The following is a 25,262-nucleotide window of genomic DNA, read 5'->3' on the forward strand; positions in this document are numbered from 1 at the left end:
GAGGAAATGCGCTTGAAAGCGTGCCTAAACCGGCGAAAGAAGTTGCATCCGCTCATGGCGGGCGCGTGATCATGATCACCGAGAATTCGGGATTACGGCGCCCGAGGGAACAACTGCTCCGCTTCGACACGGAGATCTTCGAGGAGAACCTGCGCACCATCGTGTTGGGCCTCGCCCAGGAGGCACTCTCCGAGCAGCAAGCCGCCCGTATCGCGCTCGCGCTCATGATCGCCGCGCCCGGAAGCCTGCAACAGGGACGGGAGATCCTGCGCAACCTCGCGGACCAACGCACCCCGCCGACCACGGCGAACGGAGCCGCGTCGGACCGCAGTCGGAACCCGGCCCACACGCACCACACCGCGCGGCACTCGTTCTGGCCGCCGCCGTCGTCTGGAGCAGACGGGGAAGACAGCCGAGACCGGCCGCACCGGACACCCCGGGACAGCCCGTGTCCTGTCCTGCATCCCGCCGGGTACGGGACGACCGCTGATACCGAACGCCCGCTGATACCCCAGGAGGCGTGAACCAGGTCGGGCCGTCGGGGCACCTGCCCGAATCCAGGCAGCCACGACGCGGCCGTGGGGGCACCGCCCCGGATTCCGGTCCTGCCCAGCCGGGGTGCGGGCCGGACTGCTGCGGTTTCTGGCTGGCGTCGCCGGGCTTGTGGTGGCCCGCGGCAGCGGAGCGGGGTGGTTATCCGTAGGCGCGGATGATCCGGCCGGTGTCGGTGCCTTCGACGCAGTCCAGGTAGTGGGTGACGAGTTCGTCCATGGGTACGGGTCGCATGCCCGGGAAGCGTGGGGAGAAGGCTTCTGTGGAGTCGCCGACCATCGTGGGGCTGACCACGTTGATCCGCATGTCTCTTGGTAGTTCGATCGCTGCTGAGAGGGTGAAGCTGTGGAGGGCGCCGCTGATGACGCCGCCGCCGGTGGCGTGGGGCCATGCCTGGTCCGCGAAGATGCCGGAGGTGAGGGTGAAGGAGGCGCCATCGGCGCAGTGGTGCTGGCCGGTGAGGACCAGGTCCGCCTGTCCGAAGAACTTGGCCCGCGTGTTCTCGTGCAGCGCGTCCGCGGTGAGTGCGGCGAATTCGTCGAGGAGTCCGTGTGCGGCGACGCTCACGACGCTGTCGACGGCGCCGGCTTCGCGGTACATGGCTTCGATGGAGGTGTGCGAGAGGAGGTCGACGTGGAGGTCGCCGGAGGTGCGTCCGGCGACGACGACATCGTGGCCGTGGGACTGGAGTGCGGGTACCAGGCGTTTGCCGATGGTGCCGCCACCGCCGACCACGATGATCTTCATCGGGTGTTCTCCTTCTGGGACGTGGTTCGTGGTGCGGGCTCTCGGTCGAGGCTCTGTGCGAGCAGGGTGAGGGCGTCGGCGTCCGGGGTACCGGGGCGGGCGTGGAAGAGGCCGATCTGCTGGTCGTCGTCCGGCAGGGTGAGCGTCTCGTTTGCCAGGGTCACCCGGCCGATGAGGGGATGTCGCAGTTCGCGTACGTGGTAGGAGCAGATCCGCACGGGGCGCCTCGCCCACATCCGGGCGAACTCGGGGCTTCTGGAGGCGAGTTCGCCGATGCGTCGTTCGAGTGCGGTGTCGGCGGGGTGCCGTGCCGACGCGTGGTGCAGGGCCGCGACCGTGACCTGTGCCTTGGCGGCCCAGTCGTGGTGGAGGGCGCGGTGGTGCGGATCGAGGAAGAGCATGCGGGCGATGTTCGGCCGGATCTGTGCGTCCGGGGCGTCGGCGTCGAGATGGCCGGCCAGCAGGGCGTGGCCGAGGCGGTTCCAGCCCAGGACGTCGGCGCGGTGGTCGATCACGATCGCCGGTGTTCCCGGGATCGCGGCGAGCAGGTCACGCACCGAGGGCCGCAGCCTGCTCCTGCGGGAACGGGAAGGGCTCGGGCGTCCGGGGGCCGCGAGGATCCGCAGGTGTTCGTGTTCGGCCCGGTCCAGTCGCAGCGCGGCGGCCAGCGCGTCGATGACCGCGGGCGAGGCACCGCTGCTCGCGCCCTGTTCGAGGCGGGTGTAGTAGCCGACGCTGACCCCGGCGAGTTCGGCGAGTTCCTCCCTGCGCAGGCCCGGGACCCGACGGTGGGAGAGGCCGGGCGCGATCCCTGCCGCATCCGGCGTCAGGCGTTCACGCCGGGTACGCAGGAATCCGCCGAGATCGTTCGTTCCTGTGGTGGTCACCGGCCCATCGTCGCGTGATCCGTCGGCGTCTACCTGCCCCGGACAGGGATACCCTCACGCCCCGCCGACCACCCGGAGGAACCGGTCCCAGCGCCTCGTACCGCTGGAGCGGTGTTCCGCGGCCAGTCGGATCGCCCGTCCGGTCACGACGCCACGGCGGGTCAACCCGGCCCGGAGGGTCCCGCCACTACCGTCGGCTGCATCGCATCGCGGACCTCACGCTGCCGCCGCAGGGCCGGAGAGCCGCACCACCCACCCCTCAGTAGTCAAGCTTGACTAATAGGGGTCGGCGGGCATACCTTGACCAGGTAATCGCTTGTGATCAGCTCGTTGGAGGAATACGCGTGACCCAGCTTCCGGACGCCGGATACACCCCGACCCCCGCCGACCACGCCGGTGTCCAGGCGTGGTTCGCGGAGTACGACGCAGCCGCCGCGCGACGGGACATCGAAGGGATGGCGGACCTCGCCGTCTTCCCCCTGAACCTCGTCAGCGACGACCCTGCGGGCGAGGGCGCCTCGGCCCAGTGGGACCGCAAGCAGTTCATCGACACCATGACGCACGTGATGGGTGAGGGTTCCGAAGACATCACCTTCGAATCCGTTCGCACCCCGGTCTTCCTGAGCCCCGCGATGGCCGTGGTCTTCACCGACTCGACGATGACGTCGGGCGGCACCACCCAGCAGTTGCGGTACGCCGACATCCTGATCAAACGGGACGGGCGGTGGGCCTTCCAGACCATGGTCCAGGGAGGGTGGGGCGACAACCTCCGCTGACGGGGCGGCACGTGCCTCGTACATCGCCAGACGCGAACGGCTGTCTCGTGAATGACCCTCGGACGTACCCCCGCCGCCCTGCGCGAGACATACGAAGCATCACACTGAGCCCGGGACCGGCCTCCCGGCCGATGTCCCTGAGCCCATGCTGCCGACTGGTCACGGAAATTCGCTGACTGCGACAACGAGGACGGCCGCCTCGAAGCCGACGCAGCCGCTCCCCGGGGTCGCGGATCACGGTGACGGGAGTTCCCGCCACGGCCCCGGGGGTGCGGCGAGGCGGGGCGGTCCGGGTCATCCGGCCAGGTGGGGCAGGTATGGGCGAGGGTCCGCCCGTTCAGCCGGCCGGTGAGGTGCGTGCCGGTCACGGCTGCGTCCGTGGCCCACTCGGCAGTAAGCGCAGGGCCTGGGAACTCGCCGGACACCCGCCCGTCACCGGGACGGATCTCGCGCGGGAGCGTGGACCGGCCGCCTCTCACAGCCTCTACGGCACCGAGGTGGCGCCCGCCGAACTCCGCACCCGGATGCTCGCCCGCCACCGGATCATCGCCGTTGGCTCCCCGCCCGGCGGCGCGGTGGAGAACGACCCGATGGCCCAGGTGAAGCGGGACACGCTCGCCAACCACTTCGAGGCATGCGGCGAGCGCCGGGCCGGGGGCGCGATGATCACGGTGTACGCACGCCGCGACCACTGCTGAGTCGAACGGGACGGAGTCAACAGGGGGGACGATCCGCCCGTGGGCGAGGCGGATCGCACCGGGACGGTGGTTCAGGCTGTCCTCGCGTGGGCGGGGCGAATACTGCGTGACCTGCGGCGTTGTTACGTGATCATGCTGTTCGTCGTCACATCCTGCCTGTCGTCCTCTCCACTGAGGACTTCGTCCTGCTCGGCCAGGAGGGCGCGGCCGGACTGGGATCCGACCGGTTGTCCGGCCACCGTCGCCCCACCTAGCCCGGAATGGAGACGTCCGGTACGGGCTCCGCAGCCGACCCCGATGGGCGGCATCCCCTGACGGTCCGTCGGGTCGAGGCCGTCGCCTCGGTCGGTGGGAACGGCGCGGGCGGGTCCGTCCTCGTCCAGCACCTCACCTGCCCGGTCCTGCCCGACGCGGGCGCCGTCGGGTGGGGACGGCCTCGACCGACCGGGCGGGTTCCGTCGCCCCGGCCCGCGGTGCGGCGAGGATCTCCCGCCCGCGCTCCGGGGTGATCAGCGGGCCCAGGACCGGATCGGCGAGCAGGCCGATCGGAGCGATCAGCGAGGGCCCGGGAGCCTCCCACAGCGGAAGCGCGTCCCGCAGGGTCCGCCACGCGGCGTCACTCGCCCCCGCGCGGGCCGATTCCCGGGCCTGGGCGACGGCCCGGCCCCAGGGGCCGGGAGGCGTGTAACGGTGGGTGCCGTACTTCACCGCGTCCAGTACGGACCCGGCGGCCTCCCGGACGGCCCCGCAGGCGGTCATCGCCTCCAGCCAGCGGCCGTCACCGTCCAACCGCCGGTCGTCGTGTGCCCGCGTCATGGCCTCCACGGGCAGGATCTCCGGCAGGTAGCGCGGGTCGGCGACCAGGGCGCCATAGCTCCGCCGGAAGCCGTGCGGCTCCAGCAGATGCCGTATCTGGGTCAGCAGAACGGCGCTGTGCGGCCGTCCGAAGGACAGTGCCTCCTCAAGCAGGGGCACGGCCTCCTCGTACCGTCCCCGCAGGGACAGCAGGCGGGACTCCTCCACCCGGGCGTCATGGAATCGCGTGGTCGCGTTCACGAAGTCGGCTCTCTCCGCCCGGTCGGAGTGGAAGCCGCGGTACATGGCTTCCATGTACGCGCGGAACGACGGGTACCGGTCCGGCAGTTCACCGCTCCAGCCCCTGAAGACGTAGAGGGCCCACTCGCCGTCCTGGTCCTGGTCGCCCGGGTCCAGCAGGGCGTGCGAGATGTCGGAGTCCGTCTCCAGCCGTAGCGCCCGTCGCCACATCCCGGCGAGCAGGACGTCCTCCCTGCGCGGGTCGTCGCCCAGATTCTGCTCGAACACCGGGGTCACGTCGTACGGGTCCTGGAACCAGTCGATATCCGTGGCGCCGCCGAGCTGGTAGACCCCGGCCGTCTCGTCCACATGCCAACCGTCGCTCACGGCGAGGAACTGCCGGTACGAAGGCGGCAGCCTCCGGCCCAGCCGCTCTTCGGCCGCGACGATCACCGCCTCGTCCGCCCCGGGCCTGCCCAGGCGCACCGCTGCCCGCTCTCCGTCACCCTCCTCGCGCGGAACCCACTCGTCTTGCCAACGTCCTAAAAACTCACGCCAGTCGCGGGACTCGTGACTCATGGCCGGATGCTGTCATGCGGCACCGACAACGGTCCGCGACGACGGGCCGGGCCCAGGTCAGGTTTCCGGGCGCCGGATCTCTGCGGACAGGATGGTGTCGGCGGCGGCCGCGGTTGGGAGTGCAGATGGTCCATGACCCTGGGGCCGATCAGGGCTTCACCGCGTACTCGCTCCTGCGCGGCGTCGGCAATCCGTGCGTCGGCGCCGATTCCCGCTACGTACGACGCGCGCCGCCTTGTCGATCTGCTGGTCATGGGATTGAGGATTGAGGCAGCAAGACGCCACCTGAAGTGACCGAGGGCCGTCATCGGCCACACCACCTCGCCCCGAAGTCCCAACTCGACTCCCCCGCCGTTGAACGAGGCCACTCCCCACCGGGGTCCACGGGACCGACACAGCCCCACGCACTCACCGGTCCACAGCGACGGTGATCTTGCCGCGAGGACGTCCGCGGCCCTCGCCGGGAGGGCCGCCTTCCAGCAGGGTGTGCGCCTGCGCTATGTCGGCCAGCGGTAGTACAGCGCCGATCACCGGCCGGAGTTCGCCCTGGTCGACCAGTCGGCCGAGGGCCGCGAGCTTCGCCCGGCCGGGGCTGACGAAGAGGAAGTGGTAGGTCGCGTTCACGCCCCACGCGGCGAGCAGGTTCTGAGGTTCGGGGATGTCCACGATGGACACCACGCGGCCCCGGTCGGCGAGGACCTCCGGGCTGCGGGCGAGGGTGTCCCCACCGACCGTGTCCAGTACGACGTCCACCCCGCCCAGCGCGCGGACCTGCGGCACGTAGTCGCCGGCCGAGAAGTCGATCGCGGTGTCGGCTCCCAGTCCGGTGACGAACTCGTGATCCCGCGCCCGCGCGGTGGTCACCACCTCGGCTCCCAGCGCACTGGCGACCTGGACCGCGACCGAGCCGACCCCGCCCGCTCCGCCGTGCACCAGGACCCGTTCCCCGACCCGCACCCCGGCGCGTTCGACCAGCGCCTCCCACGCCGTCACACCCACGAGCGCGAGACCGGCGGCCTCGACGTGCGACAACCGTGCGGGCTTACGGGCGACCAAGGCCTGGTCGACCACGTGGAACTCGGCGTAGGTTCCCTGCCCGGCGAACACCGGCGCCAGGTACCAGACCTCGTCGCCCGGCTGGAAGTCGCCTGCCCCGGGGCCTGTCTCGACCACCACGCCGGACACGTCGTTGCCGATCACCGCGGGCAGCGCCACCTGATCGCGGTAGTCGCCGCGCCGGGTCTGCAGGTCGAGAGGGTTCACGGACGTGGCCATCACGCGGACCAGCACCTGACCGGGGCCGGGAGCGGGTATCGGCAGCTCCCGGATGGCGAACGCGGTGTCCGCGTCACCGAAGCGGACGAGTTCCATCACACGCATCGACGTAGACATGCGATTACCTTAGATCGACATATCGCAAATCGTCAATATGTAGGTGCGTTACGATCGCCGCATGTTCTCGGAGGCGGAGTTGCTGGCTGTGTTCCGGGCCCTGTCCAACCCGGCCCGCCGCCAGATGCTGGTGTGGCTCAAGGAGCCGATGAGCTTCCCCGGCCAGGAGCCCGAGGACGTCGAGATCGGTGTCTGCGTGACCGACATCCAGCAGCGCGCGGGCCTGGGGCAGTCGACCACCTCGCAGTATCTCGCGATGCTGCGGCAAGCAGGACTGGTGGTCGCCACCCGGCGGGGCAAGTGGACCTACTACCGCCGCGACGAGGCGAACATCGCCCGCCTCCTGGAAACCCTGCGCGACGTGTTCTAGATCAGATTCCGTTCGGTCCGGTCCCGCTGCGGGCGAAGGCTCCGGCCATCCCCTGACCCCGGCCAGCCGAAGACCCTGCCGGGTCCAGCCATGTCACGACGGCGTGAAGCGGCCCGCCACCCCGTCCAGACCCGGATCCCGCCCCATCGCCCGACCCCTTGCCCGCCCCATCGCCCGACCCCTTGCCCGCGACACGAAGCTAGCCTCGTGCCATGAGCTGGGACGAAGAACGCCTGCTGACCCTGGAGATCGACGCGAACTACGGCCTCGCACCGGACGCGGACGCCCCCCGTCGGACAGCCCTGAGAGATCCGTCCCTGCTCGCGGTGTGGGCATGGTCCCCCCGCGCACGTCTCCTGGCACTCGCGCCCGGACTCACGCTCCCCAGCTCCATCGACGGCATGGAGGAGAAGTACGGCCCCGGCCGGCTGCCCGAGGCGCTTCGCTGTCTGGTCACGTCCCTCGACGACCGGACGGTGGACGTCGAGGGTGGCCCGTGTTTCGTCTTCCCGGACCGCCTCGCCGTCCCGGACCCGACCCCGCTGCCCCTCATCGCCTCCACCACCGACGGCCGCCGCACCGCCGGACACCTCATCAGGCCTGACAACTGGCAGCCCGACGAGTGGAACGAACTGGTCGACGGACGCATGGGTGAGTGGGCCATGGCCGTCCACGACCGGGAGCCGGTGTCGATCTGCTTCACCCCCGCGTCGAACGCCACCGCAGCGGAGGCAGGCGTCTGGACCCGCCCCGACTTCCGCGGCAAGCGCCTCGCACCGGCTGTCGTGGCCGCCTGGTCCCAGCGTGAGCATCGCACCAGGACCGTGCTCTTCTACAGCACCACCGCGGACAATCACGCCTCCCGATCCGTCGCCCGCACCCTCGGCCTCACCCCACTGGGCTGGATCTGGACCGCACGCTGAGGGAGGAGCTCGTCGAGGTCAGCACGTACTTCACCGGCGACGGGCCCATGATCGGCAGCCTCATCACCGAGAACCTCGACATCCTCCCCGGCTGCCCCGCCGACGCCACGGGACGCGGTCGTGGCGCGTCCGCCTCCACCCACACGGCCGGGACACCACCGCAGCCGACCCCGCCAATGTGCCCGAGGAACACCACCTCCAGCTCTGGCCCGCCGAACGGGCGGACGAGACCCGGCACCGTCTCACCGACCGGACCGGCACCCGATCCCGCGCCCCCAGGGACAACCCACCGACCTGAAGACCCGTCTCCATTCCGGAGAGGCAGGAAGGCGTATCGATGAACAGCTCATCTGCCACGCGGGTGCGTGTGGACTACCACCAGTTCCTCGTCCAGGACGAGGACGGACCCGTTGTCGACACCGACGAGGTGGATGCCTCCATCACCGGGCTCGTCGCCGTCTGCGACGGGCAGGTCGAGATCCTCACGGGTATCCACAGCGGCTCCGTCCACGTCACCGTCAGCAGCCACCACCACCCGCCCACCCACGATCCCGGGCCCTGGGAGGAGATCAGCGAACTCTCCTTCCCCTCACCCTCGGGCACCCTCGCCGTCGCCGCGCTCATGCACGACCTGGACGAAGAACTCCCCCCGCTCACCACCACCGGCCCCGGCACCTACCGGCTACGCGTCCACGCACGCGGACGGGACACCGCCGTCGACCTCACCCCCGACGACATCACCGAGCACTACCTCATCCAGTGCTGGCCCGCCGAACCCACGCCACCCACCATCGTCAGGACCGGCGACACCTACGGCGCGCACCAGCGCACCAGGCCGCTCCCTGACACGACCACGACCCTCGGCACACCCCGCGGCCAGAACGCCCAGGAGCGCGAAAACCTCCGCCGCTCCTGACAGAACAACGTCGACCCCACTACTCGCTGTTGCGCCTCGGGAACCCCTCCGGGGCCGCGGCATCACGGAGTGGGCCCTGCTACGCGCCCGCCCAGGTAGCTCGGCCAGTACTCGGTCCGGGCGTTGATCGGTGCCCGGCCGTCCCCGCCCGCGAGGGAGTGCGTGAAACTGGACGACATATCGCCACCGACCGGGCGATATCAGGTTCGACGGCAGTAGCGTGCGGAGCGTGAAGAGGATCAGTGTGCTCAGCCTTGTCGTCCTCTCGGTCGCGGCCCTCGGACCGGCCGCAGGAGCCCCCGTTCCCGCGTCACGGTCCGGTGGTGACGGCCTGGACCGGTTCCGGAACCAGTCCGTCGACTGGGGAGTGTGCGCTGACGCCTCGCTCGCCGCGAGCGGTACCGAATGCGCGCACCTCACCGTCCCGCTCGACCACGGCCGCCCGCAGGGGCGCACCATCAGGATCGCCGTCTCGCGGGTCGCGTCGGCGGACCCGGCTCGGCGGCGCGGCATCCTCCAGACGAATCCGGGCGGTCCAGGTGCCCGGGGGCTCGGTATGCCCGCGGATCTGCGGAGGGTGATGAGCCCTGGGGTCGCTGCGGCGTACGACATCATCGGCATGGACACCCGCGGGCTCGGCGGGAGCACCCCGGTCGGCTGCGGACTCGGCCGCAGCAGCTGGCTGCTGTACGCGCCCGGGGCCGACCGGGCGGGGTTCGGGGCGGCTGTGCGGCTGTCCCGCGAGGACGCCCGCAGGTGCTGGAGGAACGCGCCGGGGCTCGTGCCCCATCTGTCGACGCGCAACATCGCCCGGGACATGGACCTCGTCCGTGCCGTACTGGGTGAGCGGCGCACATCATGGTTCGGGCAGTCCTACGGAACGGTCCTGGGCGCGACCTACGCCCAGATGTTCCCCCACCGGGTGGACCGGCTGGTCCTGGACAGCGCGCCAGACCCCGCCGAGTACCCGCTCCGGATGGTGCGCCGTCAGGGCCCCGCCAACGAGAAGGCGCTCGACGACCTCGCGCGCTGGGCCGCGTCCCGGGACGGTGTGTACGGTCTGGGCACCACACCCGCGGCGGTGCGCGCCGGGATCGAGAGGGTGATCGCGCGGGCGGCTCAGGAGCCGATCCGGATCGGCGGGCACCGGATCAGCGACCATGAACTGCCGCTGCTGCTCTATCTCTCCCTCGTCGACGACCAGGCGAACCCGGAGGTCGCGGGCATGCTGCGGGTCCTGCGGGACGCGGCCGACGGGCAGGCGGTCATCGTGCCGCCGGTGCTGCGGGCGACCCTCGACCTGATGTTCGCGGGCGCGGGGAGCCGTCAGGCGGCGGACTACGCGGCCCAGCTCGCGATGATCTGCGCCGACGCGGCCGTGCCCCGCGACCTGGGGCACTACCGTCGGGCCGTGGAACGCAGCCGCCGTTCACAGCCCGTCTTCGGACCCCTGACCCACGCGCCGTTCCCCTGCGCGTTCTGGGAACAGGAGCCGCTCCAGCCCCTGATCCCCATCGGCAACAGGGTCCCGGCACTCCAGATCCAGGCCATCAGGGACCCGCGCACCACCTACGCGTCAGGGCTGAGGATGCACCGCGCGATGCGCGCCTCCCGACTCGTGACCCTGCCCGCCAGAGCACACACCGTCTACCTCAACCACCCCGACGACTGCGTCAGGCACACCGTCGACACCTACCTGCTGCACGGCACCCTCCCCGCCGACGACACCCGCTGCCCCGGATGACACGACGGCCGGAGTGCACGTCCGACGGATTCAAGGACGGGTTCCAAGGCACAGGGCAGGGGCAGATGCCCCGGCACAGCAGCGCGAGCCGGGCCGGACCGCCCTCGCGGGCTCGGACGGACGCGCTGCGCGAGATCCTCGGCTCCTCCCCTCCCGAACGCCCGACCGAAGGGCATCTTGTACGATCAGCGGACCAAGTGCCGCTACCTGCCCTATCCCGACACTTCACCCCAGTTCGGGTCATATGTGAGCAGCGGAACGCATCACGTGACGCGGTCCGGATGCGTATTCGCCCACATCTCCCGGAGAACCCATGCACCGCCCTCTGTCCCTGGTCGCTGCCGCGCTGCTGTGCGCGGGCTGTTCCGCGGTCGACACCCCGACCGCCAAGAACGCTGACGAGCCTGGCGTGACGGCGGTTTCCCCTGCTCCTCACTCCGCCGTGCGGGCGGCTGTCACCACCACCGGCAGGAGCTCCGCCCGGATCGACCAGAAGATCGTGATGGCGAACGGTGAGAAGGAGTACACGCTGACCGTGACCGGCGGCTTCGACTTCGCGGCGGACCAAGGCCGCATCGCGGCCGCGATGCCGGGGGGCCCTTTCGGTCGCAGTGAGGTGACCTTCGCGGGCGGCAACGCCTACATCTCCGGTGCCAAGGGTCTCGACGACGGTGTCTGGGGGGCCATGCCCCGGGCGAAGGCAGAGGCCCATTATCTGCTGCGGGCCCCGCTGAACGACCCCGAACACATCCTCAAGCAGGTGTCCGCACTGCGGAACGTCTCCCATGAGGGCGAGGCCACCGTCCACGGGGTGCGAGCCGCGCACTACCGGGGCACGCTCGACCATGAGGCCTTCACCCTGCGGATGGCGCGGGACGTGCGGAAGGCGGCCGACCAGATCCGCGAGAAGTTGGGCGACGACCTGCCGGTATTCGCGGACGTCTGGGTCGATGACCGTGGGCGACTCGTCCGGACCCGCATGGCCGTGGGCACGGGCCCGGTCGACATGACGGTGACCATGACCCTCACCGACTTCGGAAAGCCGGTCCGCGTGACAGTCCCGAAGGCCGGGAACACCCTCCCGGTCGCCGCCGGCACCGGCATACTCCTCGGCTGACGTCGAGCGTGGACCGGGACGACCGCCTCCGACCGGTACGGGAATGACGCGTGCTCGACGATCGGGCAGCGCGAGATCACCGCAGGGCCCGGTACGCCGTCACGGCGTACCGGGCCCCGGCTTTGACGGACGGACTCGCGATCAGTAGTGCGCCTGGTCCGTACGCTGCTCCATCTGGTGGATGGCACTGCGGCAGGCGTTGACGAAGTGGCCGAACTTGGCGGTGGTGCTGCCGGGGCGGCCCGGGCGGGTGAAGGTGCCGAACATGCTCTTCCGCAGTCCGAGGGTGAGTTCGAGCTGGGCGCCCTGGCGCAACAGGCCGCGGTTGCAGGGGTTGTCGGGATCGGTTCCCGCCAGGGCGGGGACGAGGTCGCCGTCGTACGCGGTGATGTTGGCGAGCCCCAACTCCTGGATGAGGAGTGCCTTGAAGGTCGCGTTGAGGCCGCCGACCAGGACCGAGTCCACCGCAGGGTTCGGAATCCCCGGGCCCTGCGGGACGGTCTGCTTCAACTGGTCCACGTTGCAGCCGTGCACGCTGATCACGTTGGCGCTGCCGCCCGCCATGGAGAGGGCCACCAGGTCGTCGCAGCGGGTGGAGGTGATGTGCAGGTCGCTGTTGCTGGGGTCGCCGGGGCCGGTGGGTGTGCCGAGCAGTCCCTCGAACATCCAGTAGTCGTGCACGGCCCGGCCGTCGGGGGGTACGGGGACGACGGGGGCGAGCGTCGCCGGATCGTACCCGGCGATCCCGAGGGCGATCTCGGAGGTCCCCGGCTCGATGCCACCCCCGTGCAGCGCCAGCACGGTGGTGCGGGTGAAGGGGTGGGACGCGGCGAGATCGGCGTCGGTCCGCGCCTGACGCTTGTAGCGGCGCGCGTAGTGGGTGCCCTCGGTGAACTGCGGATCCCGGTAGAGGTCCGTGTTCGTGACGAACGGGGTCCGGCGGGTGGCCGGGATGACGGGCACCGTCGGACACGCGGCCGTCGTGGCGGCCGTGGTGCGGGGCGCGGCCACGGCCTGCCCTCCCACCAGCCCGGTCCCGAGAGCGGCTCCGGTGAACGCGGTCAGTATGGATCTACGCCTGGTTTCACTCATGATGACATGATCATGTGAAGAGCGTGTGGTGATCAACCCCCGGATGACGGGCGCCTCCGCAAGTGCCGACCCCGCTACATGGGGATGCTTCACGCGCCCCCGGCCCCGTTTGTCCGGGTCCCCTCGGCTTCCCAGCGCGCCTGGTCGGGGACGCTGTCGGCCACGTCGTGGACGAGTGTGGCATCGGTCGTGACGGGGGCGGCACAGCCGATCGAGGACTGCCTGCGGGCTGGGTTCCCCTGCCGACTGCCGAGCGGGATTCTGGCTCCATGAAGACTACGGGGCGGGTCGCCAGGGAATGGGCGTGCGCGGCCATCGGCGTGTGGGTGGCCTCCGAGGTTGTCGGCCCCTTACAGCTCGGCGCCACCGGGACCGAGCGGGCGGCGGCCGTGGTGGTCGTCGCCGTCGTGTTCACCGCCGTCGTCCTGCTCGTGCCCATGCCACTGGGGCGGATGCTCCGACGGGCCGCGGTGCTGAATCAGCGGCGTATGACGGAGGGGCCCGACCGGGACACCTCCGACTCGAAGCTCTTCGAGCTGATGCGCCGTCACTTCATCTACGTCGGACTGGGCATGGCGCTGTCGACCGCCGTGCTGACCGTCGCGGGGCCCGCCGCCCTATGGGCCGGCGTGGAGCTGGGCGCCGAACTCGGCCTGGACGCCGAGCTCGGCGGCGGGCTCAAGGACCTTGTCACCGTCGGACTCGTCGTCGCCGCCGTGGAGACAGTGCTGCTGCTCGTGCTCGCCCTGCCGGTGAAGCGCCGCCGTCCCGAGGCCCTGCGTTCGCTGGCCGGCTACCTCTTGTGTCTGGCGGGTCTGGCGCTCGCGGCGCTGTGGTTGGACGGGGTGGAGGCGGCGGGTACCTCGTGGCTGACGCTCGCCGTTGTCGCCGCCCTGTTCCATCTGCGGTTCGCGCTGAACCTGGCAGTGCCCGTGCCCGGGATGGCCTCGCTGGTCCTCGTGTCGGCCAACGCTCTGGTGCTCTGGCTCATCGTGTGGCTCACAGGTCTGCTGCACATCGACGGTTTCTGGCCCCTCGTCGGGACGGTCGCCCTGATGTGGGTGGCGGAATGGCCGAGCCGCCTCGCCGACGCCGCCGCGGAGAACCGGACCAGCCCACCCCCGCCCCCCGACCCCCTCTGGCCCGACCACCATATGCCGCAGTCGCCGCTGTACTGACCGGGTCGCCGCGGTCCCTCGCCCCAGGAGCGAGCCGGACGCCCCGGAAGCTTGCGGACGGCCAGCTCCTCCGGCGTGACGGCTCGGACGGCGTCCATCGTGCCGGAACTCCGGGCGACCTCCGCGACAGCCTCCGACCCGGTCCGCACCACGCCCAGCGCCGAGAACACCGGCTCAGCAGCTGCCCGGTGGCAGCGACGTCGGCCGGGGCGGCGCAGCGCACGAGCGGGGCGGCTGCGGTGGCGGCCTGGGCAAGCGGGTCACGTACGTCGGCCACGCTCTGCGCGGGCGCGGACTGCGCCGTCAGGAGCACGTCACATTCCGGCGCTGTGGAATCGACTGGCGCGCACGCTCTCGCACCTGGTGTCGTGGAGGCACAAGGAGTTGCCGGGTCGGAGGTCAGATCGTGGACGGTGGATGTGTCTTCTGCGCGATCGCTCGGGGCGAGGTGGCAGCGAGCCTCGTGTTCGAGGACGAGTGGGTCATCGCGTTCATGGACCTCCAGCCCGTGACCCCGGGGCACCTGCTTGTCGTTCCGAGGTCACATGCGGAAGGACTGGAGGACCTTCCGGAGGACATCGGTGTGCGGATCTGGGCGGTGGCTCACCGGCTCGGCCGTGCGTTGCGGCTGTCCGGCCTGCGGTGCGAGGGGGTCAATCTCTTCCTGGCCGACGGCGAGGCCGCCTTCCAGGAGGTCTTCCACGTCCATCTGCACGTCTTCCCCCGCTTCAAGGGGGACCCTTTCCGTATCGAGGCGAACTGGCAGGTGCACGAGCGTCACCAGCTGGACGAATCGGCGAAGAGGGTCCGCAAAGGAATCGCCGCCCTGGATATCCGCCCCCGCTGACGTGCTCAAGCTGCCCTCATGAGCTGAGGCAGCGCCAAGGCCGTCGTTCCGCCCGCTGGTGCAGCTGCCGGAGTATCGCCGAGCTGACGGCGGCTCTCGGTTCCTGGCCGAGAGCCAGGTCCGGGGCGGTGGTCAGGCGCAGGGTCTGGTGTACGGATGGTCGGGGCGGGTGCGACCCTGATCCGATGAACGAGACAGCCGCCGCCCTGGCAGCCGCCCGGTGGCCGCTCGCCGCGTCCGGTGAAACCGCCTGGCTACGGGAACTGACCTCCGAGGACGGGCTCACCGGGTTCATGCCGCCGGCGCTCCCCGACGCGGCTTGGGTGCTCCACTCCATGTACGAGCACCAGCTCGGGCCGACCGGCATGTCGTACCTCGACCACCGACGCGCCGCGCTGACGGACGGCGGGCCCGGGATCGTCCCCGGCTTCGAAGCTGCGGACGTGCTCACCGGTACCGCGGGCGAGCACCCCGGTCCTCGCTGGCGCCGGTTGCGTTGGGCCGAGCTGGCGCTGCGGAACGGTGACCCCGTAGTACCCGAGGGGCAGCTGCCTTGCTTCAGCGCGTTCCCTTCGATCGCGCCGGGATGCTGGCCGGTCGGCATCCAGGCGCCGTCCGAGGGCACCCTGGACCGAACCGACTGGAACCGACTGGTCGACATCCTCACCGACCACAGCCCGCAGGGCGCGGACACCCGCTGCCTGGCCTACTACAACCCGCTGCTGCAAGGAGCCGCAGACCTCGACAACCTCCACGTCCGGGCCGGCACGCTCGGTGACGCCAAAGCGTTGTACGACCACCCTGAGGAAGACAACTGGAGCCCGTCCAACCTCTGGGCCCAGGACCGGACCTGGCTGCTCTGCACGGACCACGATCTATGGGCCACCAAAGTGGCGGGACCCGCCCCGCTCATCAACGCCTTCCTCGACGACGTGGAGATCGAGGCCCTGCAACTGCCCTGGGCACGGTGACATCAGCCCCGCACACCGTGGTTGAAGGTATGTCGTCGCCGGGTGCGAGCGGGTGTTCTCAGCCATTGCGGGCAAGGAACCGGGCACTCCTCCCAGCACCTGGCGTGTCGCCGCGCGGAGAGTTCGATGATCGGCAACCGCGGCCCCGTCCGGGCCCGCGGCAATGTCCTCCTGGGAGACCGCTCCGTGTCCGAAGTCATCACGCCCGCTGACGATCCCGATCTCGCCCATCTGATCGACCTCATCGACATCCTCCCGCCACCGCGGGTGGCGAAGTTCTGGGGTGAGGGCGACAACAGCATCGCATCCAAGTTGGGATACCGGCTGAACGAGATCCTCAGCGGCCGGGGACGGGCAGACGACGTGGACTATCTGGCGGTGTATGTCCTGAAGTACCTCGGGCACGGCAACGGGCACATCTCCCAGGAACAGATCACCGAGCACCTGATCGGCGTCGGTGACCTGCCCGCAGCCGGGCACGCGTGGGTGGAGGACGCCACCCGCACCGCATGGACCCTCGTCACCCGCTACAGCCTCCCGCGCTGGCGCGGCATCCGCTCGACCCCCGGCAGGGCATGGATCGGAGACTAAGGTCTCCCGCATACCGCCAGGGTCGGCCGACTGCCTCATACGGTGGGCCACGCAAGGGAAGGACGACATGCACCGCAACAGCCTCATGCTGCGCATGCTGCGAAGGGCATGCGGCATCATCGTGGCGCTCGGCGCGGTATGCGCGGCGCTCCTGCTGCTGGCCGCCGACCCCGACGCGGTGCTGATCACCTACAGACGCGGTGAACTCACCCCGCTGATCACCTTCTTCGCGGCGGCATGCGCCGGCTGGCTCTGCCTGCGCCTGACCGGACCGCAGGAACGCCCACCGGTCCTACCGGTCATCGCCGTTGTGTCGGCAATGGCCCTCCTGATCGTGCTGTGGCGGACGACCGACGGCACGGCCGACGAGCAGCGCATCGTCACACCGTCCCCCAGCAGCGGACACTCCCAGCCCGACGGACGGGCCCCGGACACCGCGGTGCCCACAGCAGCGCCCACCGTCGGGCCGTGATCGTGCACGGACCCCGGAGCCCCGGACCGCGCCACCCGTGAACACGCCGCCGGTACGAGCCTGCGTGCGGCACATCGTATGGCGCCGCATCGGCGGTCACGGCATCCCATCCGCACGACCCTCGACGCGTTCAGTGCCCGCGACGACTGCTCCGTCATGGTGTCGCCGTCAGCCTTGAGCTTCGGTGCGGGCCTGGTGTCGGACGGTCAGAGGGGTGAGGTCAGCAGGGGAGGGTGGACCTACCGGCGGCGCCGGTGGCACCGGTGGTGCCGTTCGCCGTGGCCGTGGCGGCCGTGCCGTTACCGCCGGGCTTACCGGGACAGACCGGGCTGGCCGCGCCGCCGGCACCGCCTGTGCCGCCGGTGAAGACACCGCCTGCGGTGGAGGCGCCGCCGTTGCCCCCCGCCCCGCCGGGGATACCGCTTCCGGCGTTGCCGACGCCGCCCACGCCGCCCTTGCCACCGGTGCCGCCGAGCGTGGCGGCGCCCCCTGCGCCCCCCTTCCCACCGTTGCCGTTGGCGCCGCCCGCGCCGCCGGCACCGCCCTGGCCGCCGATGCTCCCGCTGCCGTTGGCGTTGCCGCCATTGCCCCCGTTGCCTCCATTGCCGTTGGCGCCGGCAGCACCTCCGAGACCTCCGAGACCACCGATGCCGCCGCCGCTCCCGACCCCGCCTGTGCCGTTGCTGCCAGGAAATCCGAGGACGCCGAAGCCGCTACGGGCTTCGGAAGCGGCCGGGTCCGCGTGACCGGCGGTGGAGGCGACGGCAGGGGCCGCGGTGAGGCCGACGACAGCGATGGAGGCGACGAGGAGGGTCCGTGAAGCGGTGAGGGTGCGCGTGAAGCGCATGAGGTGCCTCTCGATGGATGCAGCCGGAGATACTCCCCAGCTGACTCGGTGTCAACGTAGCTCGCCCAGGAACGTGGCGCCGTCCACGCGGCCACTCGATGGCCTTAAATGGACTCTTTCACTATATTTTGGCTTTAAGTTCAAATTCTTCCGCTTCTTCAAGGGTCATGCCGAGGTGTACAGGGCCGGCTCTGCGGGGCGGGTCCAGGTAGAAGCAGCAGCTTGAGCAGCTGGCCGCGGGCGTGACTTGCCGATGGCCACGACGGCACGTCCGCCGACTGTTCGTGCGCATCGCTACCCGCCTTGCCGCCACCCGCACCCGCACCCGCACCCGCACCCGCACCGGAGTGGAGACTGCCCTTGAGCGTCACGGACACGGACCGAGTCCGGCTCATCCGGCTTGCGGGGCAGGGTGGTTGGTGCGGTTCCGCTCCTGACCGGCCTGGGAGTCCTGGCCCAGACACCAGCCGCAAGGTAGCGGGTGATCACACGCTCGCCGCCGTGGCCACCTTCTCGTCGTGCTCGCGCAGCGTCCGCATGACGGTGGCGGGTGAGGGGTGCTGACCCTTCGAGGTGGACCGCCGGGCGGCCGGGCGTTTCACGAGCGACCACCTAGGAAACGGCCTCGGCGACTGGTCAGGTGACCGCGGCTCGTGCCCGGTGCCTGCGTACGGCGTCGCGATTGGCGCAGCGGTGTGAGCAGTAGCGCTGTCGTCCGGTCCGCGAGGTGTCGGCGAAGGCCCTGCCGCACTCGATCACCTCGCAGCGTCGCAGCCGGTGCATGCCCCGGCCCGCCAGATGCAGTGCGGTACCGACCGCGAACAGTGTGAACAGCACGGAGTCGAGAGGCTGTTCCGCGTCCCGGTAGTGCAGATGCCAGCCGGTACCGGGGTGGGAGGTCAGTCGCGGGTAGGCGGCTGCCTCGGCCAGCATCCGGTTCAGCAGATCGGCGCGCTCCTGTTCCCCGGCCGCGTCGACGATCCGCTCCCAGGCGTTCAGTGCGGCCTGGGAGCGGCTGAGATCGTCCGCTGTCACCCGGCGTTCCAGCGTGAGCCCGGCGGCGCGGCAACGGTCTGCCAGCTCAACTGCGCTCTCAGGCCGGCGGTTGGCCAGGTCTGCGGCCAGGTTCACCGCGTCCTCGCCGTAAGGGTTGAGCAGCATAAGACCATTACAGCAGTGTGGTCGGTATGACACAACAAACCGGTGGACGCGCCGGATCCCGGGCCCGTGACCCGTGGCGCTATCGCTGGATCGTGCTGGGCATCGCCACCTTCACCCAGGCCGCGTCCGGCTTCTTCGTAGGCGGCATCGGAGCGCTCGGCGTCCACCTTCAGAGCGCCTTGGACCTGAGCACGGCGCAGCTGGGTCTGCTGGTCTCGGCGGCCCAGCTCGTGCCGTTGGCCGGGCTGCTGGTGGCCGGCGAGCTGCTGGACCGCTACAGCGAGCGCTGGGTGGTCGGGATCGGGGCCGGCGTGGTCGGGCTGGCTCTGGGCGCGGGGAGCCTGGCGCCGGGATACACAACCCTGCTGGTCGCCCTGTTGGTGGTCGGCATGGGATACAGCACCGTCCAGCCGGGTGGGAGCAAGTCGGTGGCGTCCTGGTTCGACGCGTCACAGCGCGGCTTCGCCATGGGTATCCGACAGGCCGGGCTCCCGCTGGGGGCGGCGCTCGCCTCGGCCGTACTCCCGCTCGTCGCTGAGGAGTTCGGCTGGCGGGCGACGCTGCTGACCGGCGGCTTCGTCGCGCTGCTCGGAGCCGGCCTCTTCATGGGCTGCTACCGTCGGCCACCCACACCGCCCGCCCCGCAGGGCAAGGAACCGTCGGACCCGCTCGCGGCACAGCTCCGCGCCCGGCTACGAATGCTCCGGGAACCGTCCACAGTGAAGATCATGCTGTCGGGAACCAGCCTGATCTCGGTGCAGTACGGCGTGGGCATCCTGACGGTGCTCCACCTCCACCGGGCGTCATCGGTCGGCGCCGGGAAGGCGGCCCTGGTCTTGGTGGCCTCCCAGGGTGCGGGCGTTGCGGGCCGGATATGCCTGGCGGCATGGAGCGACCGGAGCAGGTCCGGGCGCTATGCCATCGTGCTGGTCTGCATGGTCGCTGTGATCGCCGGGCTGGTTGTGCTGATGGCACCGGCCGGGAGGGCACCGGTCGTCGCTTCCGGCGTCTTCGTCTGGCTCGGCTTCTTCGGCTTCGGCTGGTACGGCCCGTGGGTCGCCTACGTCACCGAAGCGGCTCCACCGGGCAGGACCGGCTCTGCCCTGGGTCTGGCCATGTCCGTCAACCAGATCGCCATCGTCACGGTGCCGCCCGTGCTGGGCCTGCTGGTCGACCGCACCAGCAGCTTCACCCCGGCCTGGGCACTGCTGATTCTGCTGACCGTCGTCGCCCTGGCGGTCACAGCCGCCACGGAACGCCGCCCCCGCTAACGGACCGGATCACACGCTGTCAAAACTTCTGACAGCTCCGCCTGTTCTCTGTTCCGTTCCTGCTCGCACCCCAAGCTGGTCCGCCTCCAGGTGCGCGTGGTGCTCGACGACACCGGCGCGAGCCGGGTTGCCCCGCTTTTGTTCGCCACCAGGTCCCAGTCGCCATCCACCAGCGTCCAGTTCGCCAGCAACTCTTGGCGTGGTTCGGAGCCGCACGACGGAGCCGGGGTGCCCGCTCGGCGGCTGATGTGCTGACGCCCACCATCCGGGATCTGGAGCCCGGGGACGCCGTGCTGATGACGACGTACCGTTCCGACGGCCACGTGGTCGCGACCGACGAACCGTTCCTGGAAGCCAGGACCGAGGCCGGCGACCAGGACGAACTCCTGGAGGAGCTCTGGGGTGCGCTGCCCCCGGAGCTCCGCGTGGCGGTGGCGGTCTTCGATCCGGGAGGACTGGCTGACGCCGCCGTCCGCCATGAGGCGTCTGCTTGAGGGTGATCCCTCCCCCGCCCTCCCGCATCCGGCGGACCGGCTCGCAGGCTGTCGGCTGGGGCGGGGCTTGTTGAAGCTCCGCCCCATCCAGGGTCATCTGCCGTCAGAGGTCTGGCCGCCGCGCACGACGTGCGTCCCGGTGCGGCAGAGCGCCATCCCTCACCACCCGACCTGAGGGAGCGCCGAAGGGCCTTCGCAGCAGCCGTCCCGGAGCATCTGGTCCGAGACGGTGGCCCAGCCTCCGTGCGGCGCCGAGTGCGCGGCGGAGTGGGAGAACGCCCCTTCCAGCACGGCCCGTTCGTACAGCCGACCGCCACGGACGGCGCCGCTGATCCGGATCAGCGCGTCGAAGTCCTCGAACGGGTTGCCGTCGACGATGGTCAGGTCGGCCAGTTTGCCCGGTTCCACCGTACCGAGGTGGTCGGCGACCCCGAAGACGCGCGCGGGGGCCCGGGTCGCGGTGGTCAGGACCTCGGCGGGGGACATGCCGTATCGGTGCAGCGCCCGCATGGCCATGTGCAGATGAAGTCCGACAGGGGTCAGGGGGGCGTCGGTTCCCAGCAGCAGCCGGCCGCCTCCGTGCACGACCCGGCGGTAGACGCCGACCTCCCGTCGCAGGGACGTCAGTTCGTCCGGGGTCGGTTGCCTGGCCGCCATGCCTTCGACGGCCGTGACGTCCCACGACGGCATCATCGCCTTGACCCGGGCATCGTCGGCCACCTCGGGATGCAGCCCGATCAGCAGCGTCGCGGCGAATGGCGTGGCGATCATTTGGAAGTCGCCCCTGGTGTAGAGCTCCAGGGTGTCCTGGTGGGTATGTCCCTCGGGGGTCGCGCCGTGCCCGTACTCGGCGCGTTCGGTGGCCTTCAGGTGCGTGGTCAGGTCCTGTCCGGCCAAGAGGCCCTGGGAGCACAGGTGTCCACCGCTGAGCACCCCGAGGCGTTCGTGGGCATGACGTGCGGCCTCCTCCATCCGCGCGTAGGGGGCCCGCACATAGGTCTTGACGAAGTCCCAGTCCAGGGCGGCGGCCCGGGACAGTGAGCGGGCGAATCCCTCACGCGTGCGGTGGGCACGCCCCATGCTGTAGGCGACGCGGGAGCCGTCGAGCAACTCCCCGGTCGCCAGCAGCCGGGGCGCCGCCAGCCGGCCCGCCGCGATGTCGTCCCGCAACCGTGTCTGCTCGTACGCGAACCCGCCCAGGGACACCGTGGTGGTGATGCCGTACGCGAGCTGGAGTGCTCCCTGCCGGGCACCGTACGTGTACTGCCACGGGTGCGTGTGCGCGTCCCACAGGCCGGGCAGCACCGTACGGTCCGACGCGTCGATGTGACGGACGGCGGGTCGGCCGGGCCGGTGCGGTTCGACGGCCGTCACGCGGCCCCCGCTGATGAGGATGTCGACGTCCGCGCGCGGTGCGGAACCGGTGCCGTCCCAGAGCAGGCCGGTGTGCACCACGGTGTCGACGGGCGTCGGACGCCGGTACGTCAGGGTGACCGGCACGGTTCGCGGAGCGCCCGAGGGCGAGCCGGAGGCGTCGATGGTGAGCAGCCGCAGTCGGCCGTTGGACTGGTAGAGCAGGGTTCGCGAGTCCCCTGACCACGACGGGTGGTCGGCCGGTTCATCGGACAGGGCGCGGGCGGGGCCGTTGGGCGCGCCGTCCGCGCCGACGGGCAGCAGCCACAGCGCGGATTCGCTGACGCAGGCCAGCCAGTGTCCGTCGGGCGACCACACCGGTCCCGAGGCGTACCGGTCGGACAGCGAGACATGCGGGGCCAGTCCGTGCAGTCGCGAGGCGCCGCTGTCCGTGTCCACGACGCGGATGAGGTTGTGGCCCTCGCGGAAGCGGTTGTTGAGCCGGTTGCGGTCGCACAGGGCGAGGTACCGTCCGCCGGGTGACCAGCTGGGACGGCTGGGCAGCCCGCCGCCTCCGAGAGATGCCGCCAGGACCCTCTCCTCTCCGGTGGCGAGGTCCTTCACCAAGAGGTTCCCCGCCAGGTCCAGACAGGCCAGGCGGGCACCGTCGGGCGAGAGCGTCCCGTGGACCCGGCCGCCGGGAGCGAGAACCGTCTCGCGGCCGTCGGCCTGTTCACGGCGGCGTACGGCGTTGAGCCCGTCCCGGTCGTCCGTGAAGATCAGCGCGCGGCCGTCCGGGGACCACACCGGCCCTTGCACATAGGTGGTGGGGGAACTCCGCGACACCTTGCGCGGAGTGCCGCCGCGCGCACCCACCACCCACAGCGAGTTGAGCGCGGCGAAGGCGATGCTCCCGCCGTCCGGTGAGAGATGAGGAAGATGGACACCGCGGACCGGGCGGGACCGCTCGGCCTCCAGCATGTACTTCTTGACCGTGTACGCGGGCCTTCGCACTTCGAGGGTGGCGTCGAGCGGGATCTCCTCCCCGGCATGGTCCCGGTGCGGCCGGATCATCCGGAACCGGCCCCCGACGGTGAGCAGCAGCCGCTCGTCGTCGATCCACCGCGGCGGCGCGGCCGCGATCTCGTCGTCGAGCTCCACCGCACGGCCGTCCGCGAACAACGCGATCGCTTCTGTCCTGGAGGGCCTGGGGGTGCTACGGAGCCAGGCGATGCGGCCCGCGGGGGAGACAGCGGGTGCGAGCAGGTTGCCGGTGGTGGCCGTGTGCTCGACGGTCACCGGTCCGCCGGTGGCCGGGACGGACGCGATCGTGCGGGCGGTGAGGCCGGAAGCGGCGACTTCGGCGCGTACGAACAGTACGCGGGTGCCGTCGTGGGACCACACCGGGTCGAAGTCCTCCCACGCTCCGTCCGGGCGGGGGCCCGGCTGGTCCCGCGCCCCTGTGAGCCGGCGCGGTTCGCCGCCCGCCGCGGACACGGCCCAGATACGGTACGGGCTGCCCGCGACCGGATCGCCACCGCGCTCGGAGCAGAAGGCGATGGTGCGGCCGTCCGGGGACCAGGCGGGTGCCCGGTCGTCGAAGGGTCCGTCGGTGAGGCGGCGCAGGCCGGAGCCGTCCGCGTCCATCACCCAGATACCGAAAAACCCCCCGCGGTAGGCGCTCATGGCGACCTTGCGGCCGTCCGGCGAGAGGGCCGGGCGGCTGGGTTCGAGGTCCGGTGGGGTGAGCGGGGTGGCGGCCGTTCCGTCCCGGGGGACGGACCAGAGGATGTTCTGCACCTCCGCGACGACGCGCTCCCCGCCGTGCGCGGCGGTGGCCATGCCGTTGGTGACGGAGGTGAACCGCAGCCGCACCGGTACTGCGTCACCCGCGACGACCGGTGTGGCGGCGGATTCGAGCGCTCGCGCGGGCGCTGTGGTGACCAGTGAGCCTGCCGCGGCTGTGCCGGAGGCCGCCTTCAAGAAACGTCTGCGGGTCACATGCCACACGGTTCCTCAGCTCTCCACGGAGTGAACGGCCCTGACCGGGCCGTGGGTAGCCCCTTGGAGGTGGCTACCACTCGTCCTCGGAGGAAAACGAGCGGGAGGGGGGTTCGGTGCCATCTTGGCCGAAGACGACTCCTCGCCACTGAGGGCGAGGGTGGGGGCCGAGGTGCCGACCGGCGGCAGGGGTGTGCGGGCGGATACCGGGTAGCCGCGCACCAGACACCGGTGTTCCCGCCTCCAGGAAGGATCGATCCCATGACGGGCCACGCACGACCCGGTTCCGGCCCGGCCGCGGGTACCGATCCGTTCCGAGGGCGGCCGGAACGGGCGGGCCGTCGCAGATCCCGAGCGGACCGTCGAGAGCGTCAGGGCCGAGGCGGCCCAGATCAAGGAGAAGGCATACCGATGACCGAGCGAACCCCCTCTCCTGACGACGAGTCGCCGCTCGTCGTCGAGGAGATGCGTGAACAGATCGAGCAGACACGTGAGGAGTTGGGACTGACGGTCGAAGCTCTGGCGGCGAAGGCCGATGTGAGGAGCCGGCTGCGGGAACAGGCCGCCGGGAAGGCCGCCCAGGTGCGCGGCGCCGCGGAGCAGGCCAAGCAGCTGCTGAAGGAGAAGACGCCCGATCCCGTGGTCGACCGGGCCGCCCGGACCGCGGCGCAGGTGCGGAACGCCGCCTCACGTGCGGGAGAGCGCGCCGCGAGCGGGGCACCCGGCACTCTGCCGGAGCGGACGGGCCGGGTCGCGGCCAAGGCATGGAACCACCGCGCTCCTCTGTTCGGCGTCGGGGCCGCGCTCGTTGTCCTCCTTGTCGTCCGACGCGGCCGGAGGCGTCGATGAAGGCGTCCAAGATCGCCTACCGGCCGGTCGGCCTGGTCCTGGGCGCCGCCGGCGGCATGCTCGCCGCGGCGGCCTTCAGGAGGACGTGGAAGATGATCGAGCACGACAAGGACGCTCCCGACGCCACCGACGAGGACCGCGCATGGCCGGAGATCCTCGTCGCCGCAGCGCTGCAAGGGGCGATCTTCGCCGTGGTGAAGGCCACCGTCGAACGGGCGGGCGCCACCGCCACCCGACGACTGACGGGCACCTGGCCGGCCTGACCCCGTCGCGCCTTCGGAGCGGAGGCCGAGGCCGGGACGGGCCGGGTGTGCCCGTCCCGGCCCGGCGTCCGTCGGGGCCGCGGAACGCGGCATCCGGGCGGACCGTATCGGTCTTCCGCCGTTTACCACGTGCGGT

General features: G+C 70.9%; 24 protein-coding genes and 1 pseudogene. 17 read left to right on the plus strand and 8 right to left on the minus strand.

What is annotated here, in order from left to right; genetic code table 11:
• Nucleotides 1-71: 71 nt before the first annotated feature.
• A complete protein-coding gene (locus OG711_RS02695; RefSeq protein ID WP_329558257.1) occupies nt 72-524 on the plus strand; it encodes a hypothetical protein in 453 nt (150 codons plus the stop codon).
• Between the two features lie 169 nt (nt 525-693).
• Here OG711_RS02695 and OG711_RS02700 read toward each other — a convergent pair whose 3' ends face one another.
• Both OG711_RS02700 and OG711_RS02705 read right to left on the minus strand, forming a co-directional pair.
• Nucleotides 694-1,299 carry a short chain dehydrogenase gene (locus OG711_RS02700; RefSeq protein WP_329558258.1) on the minus strand — a complete coding sequence of 202 codons (606 nt, stop codon included), beginning with the start codon at nt 1,297-1,299 and terminating at the stop codon, nt 694-696.
• On the minus strand, nt 1,296-2,186 hold the full coding sequence (locus OG711_RS02705; RefSeq protein WP_329558259.1) for a helix-turn-helix transcriptional regulator: 891 nt from the start codon (nt 2,184-2,186) through the stop codon (nt 1,296-1,298). Before OG711_RS02705 ends, OG711_RS02700 begins: the two co-directional genes overlap by 4 nt.
• A gap of 344 nt (nt 2,187-2,530) precedes the next feature.
• Between OG711_RS02705 and OG711_RS02710 the strand changes: the two genes are divergently transcribed.
• The gene (locus OG711_RS02710; protein WP_329558260.1) at nt 2,531-2,962 is read left to right on the plus strand and encodes a DUF4440 domain-containing protein; all 432 of its coding nucleotides are present in this window, start codon (nt 2,531-2,533) and stop codon (nt 2,960-2,962) included.
• 317 nt (nt 2,963-3,279) lie between these two features.
• The gene (locus OG711_RS02715) at nt 3,280-3,660 is read left to right on the plus strand and encodes a hypothetical protein (protein WP_329558261.1); all 381 of its coding nucleotides are present in this window, start codon (nt 3,280-3,282) and stop codon (nt 3,658-3,660) included.
• A gap of 447 nt (nt 3,661-4,107) precedes the next feature.
• Here the strand turns inward: OG711_RS02715 and OG711_RS02720 are convergent.
• Both OG711_RS02720 and OG711_RS02725 read right to left on the minus strand, forming a co-directional pair.
• Nucleotides 4,108-5,274 (minus strand): annotated as a pseudogene (locus OG711_RS02720) (SMI1/KNR4 family protein); the annotation flags it as partial.
• Between the two features lie 408 nt (nt 5,275-5,682).
• Nucleotides 5,683-6,666, minus strand: coding sequence for a zinc-binding dehydrogenase (locus OG711_RS02725; protein ID WP_329558262.1), 984 nt, complete (start codon nt 6,664-6,666; stop codon nt 5,683-5,685).
• 61 nt (nt 6,667-6,727) lie between these two features.
• Between OG711_RS02725 and OG711_RS02730 the strand changes: the two genes are divergently transcribed.
• The 5 genes from OG711_RS02730 (at nt 6,728) to OG711_RS02750 (ending at nt 11,736) form a co-directional block, all read left to right on the plus strand.
• Entirely contained in the window at nt 6,728-7,036 is a 309-nt protein-coding gene (locus tag OG711_RS02730) for an ArsR/SmtB family transcription factor (protein ID WP_266504889.1), read from the plus strand.
• A 212-nt stretch (nt 7,037-7,248) separates the two neighbouring features.
• Nucleotides 7,249-7,959, plus strand: coding sequence for a GNAT family N-acetyltransferase (locus tag OG711_RS02735; RefSeq protein ID WP_329558263.1), 711 nt, complete (start codon nt 7,249-7,251; stop codon nt 7,957-7,959).
• Between the two features lie 337 nt (nt 7,960-8,296).
• On the plus strand, nt 8,297-8,875 hold the full coding sequence (locus tag OG711_RS02740) for a hypothetical protein (RefSeq protein WP_329558264.1): 579 nt from the start codon (nt 8,297-8,299) through the stop codon (nt 8,873-8,875).
• A gap of 229 nt (nt 8,876-9,104) precedes the next feature.
• On the plus strand, nt 9,105-10,619 hold the full coding sequence (locus tag OG711_RS02745) for an alpha/beta hydrolase (protein WP_329558265.1): 1,515 nt from the start codon (nt 9,105-9,107) through the stop codon (nt 10,617-10,619).
• 313 nt (nt 10,620-10,932) lie between these two features.
• Nucleotides 10,933-11,736, plus strand: a complete 804-nt coding sequence (locus OG711_RS02750) for an LppX_LprAFG lipoprotein (protein ID WP_329558266.1) — start codon at nt 10,933-10,935, stop codon at nt 11,734-11,736.
• 141 nt (nt 11,737-11,877) lie between these two features.
• Here OG711_RS02750 and OG711_RS02755 read toward each other — a convergent pair whose 3' ends face one another.
• Complete coding sequence (locus tag OG711_RS02755; protein WP_073786089.1) at nt 11,878-12,828, minus strand: poly-gamma-glutamate hydrolase family protein; 951 nt, start codon at nt 12,826-12,828, stop codon at nt 11,878-11,880.
• 269 nt (nt 12,829-13,097) lie between these two features.
• Here OG711_RS02755 and OG711_RS02760 point away from each other — a divergent pair, with 269 nt between their 5' ends.
• The 5 genes from OG711_RS02760 (at nt 13,098) to OG711_RS02780 (ending at nt 16,887) form a co-directional block, all read left to right on the plus strand.
• The gene (locus OG711_RS02760) at nt 13,098-14,006 is read left to right on the plus strand and encodes a hypothetical protein (RefSeq protein ID WP_329558267.1); all 909 of its coding nucleotides are present in this window, start codon (nt 13,098-13,100) and stop codon (nt 14,004-14,006) included.
• Nucleotides 14,007-14,412: 406 nt separating this feature from the next.
• On the plus strand, nt 14,413-14,853 hold the full coding sequence (locus OG711_RS02765; protein WP_329558268.1) for an HIT family protein: 441 nt from the start codon (nt 14,413-14,415) through the stop codon (nt 14,851-14,853).
• 185 nt (nt 14,854-15,038) lie between these two features.
• Nucleotides 15,039-15,824, plus strand: coding sequence for a hypothetical protein (locus OG711_RS02770; protein ID WP_329558269.1), 786 nt, complete (start codon nt 15,039-15,041; stop codon nt 15,822-15,824).
• 126 nt (nt 15,825-15,950) lie between these two features.
• A complete protein-coding gene (locus OG711_RS02775; protein ID WP_329558270.1) occupies nt 15,951-16,415 on the plus strand; it encodes a hypothetical protein in 465 nt (154 codons plus the stop codon).
• Between the two features lie 67 nt (nt 16,416-16,482).
• Nucleotides 16,483-16,887 (plus strand): hypothetical protein, encoded by a 405-nt coding sequence (locus OG711_RS02780; protein ID WP_266504920.1) that lies wholly within the window; start codon nt 16,483-16,485, stop codon nt 16,885-16,887.
• A 220-nt stretch (nt 16,888-17,107) separates the two neighbouring features.
• Here the strand turns inward: OG711_RS02780 and OG711_RS02785 are convergent, their stop codons facing one another.
• A complete protein-coding gene (locus tag OG711_RS02785; protein ID WP_178390977.1) occupies nt 17,108-17,734 on the minus strand; it encodes a hypothetical protein in 627 nt (208 codons plus the stop codon).
• 636 nt (nt 17,735-18,370) lie between these two features.
• The gene (locus OG711_RS02790; RefSeq protein WP_329558271.1) at nt 18,371-18,895 is read right to left on the minus strand and encodes a CGNR zinc finger domain-containing protein; all 525 of its coding nucleotides are present in this window, start codon (nt 18,893-18,895) and stop codon (nt 18,371-18,373) included.
• Between the two features lie 26 nt (nt 18,896-18,921).
• Between OG711_RS02790 and OG711_RS02795 the strand changes: the two genes are divergently transcribed.
• Both OG711_RS02795 and OG711_RS02800 read left to right on the plus strand, forming a co-directional pair.
• On the plus strand, nt 18,922-20,166 hold the full coding sequence (locus tag OG711_RS02795) for an MFS transporter (protein ID WP_329558272.1): 1,245 nt from the start codon (nt 18,922-18,924) through the stop codon (nt 20,164-20,166).
• Nucleotides 20,167-20,414: 248 nt separating this feature from the next.
• Nucleotides 20,415-20,660, plus strand: coding sequence for a hypothetical protein (locus tag OG711_RS02800; RefSeq protein ID WP_329558273.1), 246 nt, complete (start codon nt 20,415-20,417; stop codon nt 20,658-20,660).
• A 159-nt stretch (nt 20,661-20,819) separates the two neighbouring features.
• Here the strand turns inward: OG711_RS02800 and OG711_RS02805 are convergent, their stop codons facing one another.
• Complete coding sequence (locus tag OG711_RS02805) at nt 20,820-23,888, minus strand: amidohydrolase family protein (protein ID WP_405674744.1); 3,069 nt, start codon at nt 23,886-23,888, stop codon at nt 20,820-20,822.
• 537 nt (nt 23,889-24,425) lie between these two features.
• Here OG711_RS02805 and OG711_RS02810 point away from each other — a divergent pair.
• The gene (locus tag OG711_RS02810; RefSeq protein WP_266504934.1) at nt 24,426-24,863 is read left to right on the plus strand and encodes a DUF3618 domain-containing protein; all 438 of its coding nucleotides are present in this window, start codon (nt 24,426-24,428) and stop codon (nt 24,861-24,863) included.
• Entirely contained in the window at nt 24,860-25,126 is a 267-nt protein-coding gene (locus tag OG711_RS02815) for a DUF4235 domain-containing protein (RefSeq protein WP_073786111.1), read from the plus strand. The genes OG711_RS02810 and OG711_RS02815 overlap by 4 nt, the downstream gene beginning before the upstream one ends.
• Nucleotides 25,127-25,262 lie beyond the last annotated feature (136 nt).

This window comes from Streptomyces uncialis (assembly GCF_036250755.1).
In the GTDB taxonomy this organism is placed as follows: domain Bacteria; phylum Actinomycetota; class Actinomycetes; order Streptomycetales; family Streptomycetaceae; genus Streptomyces; species Streptomyces uncialis.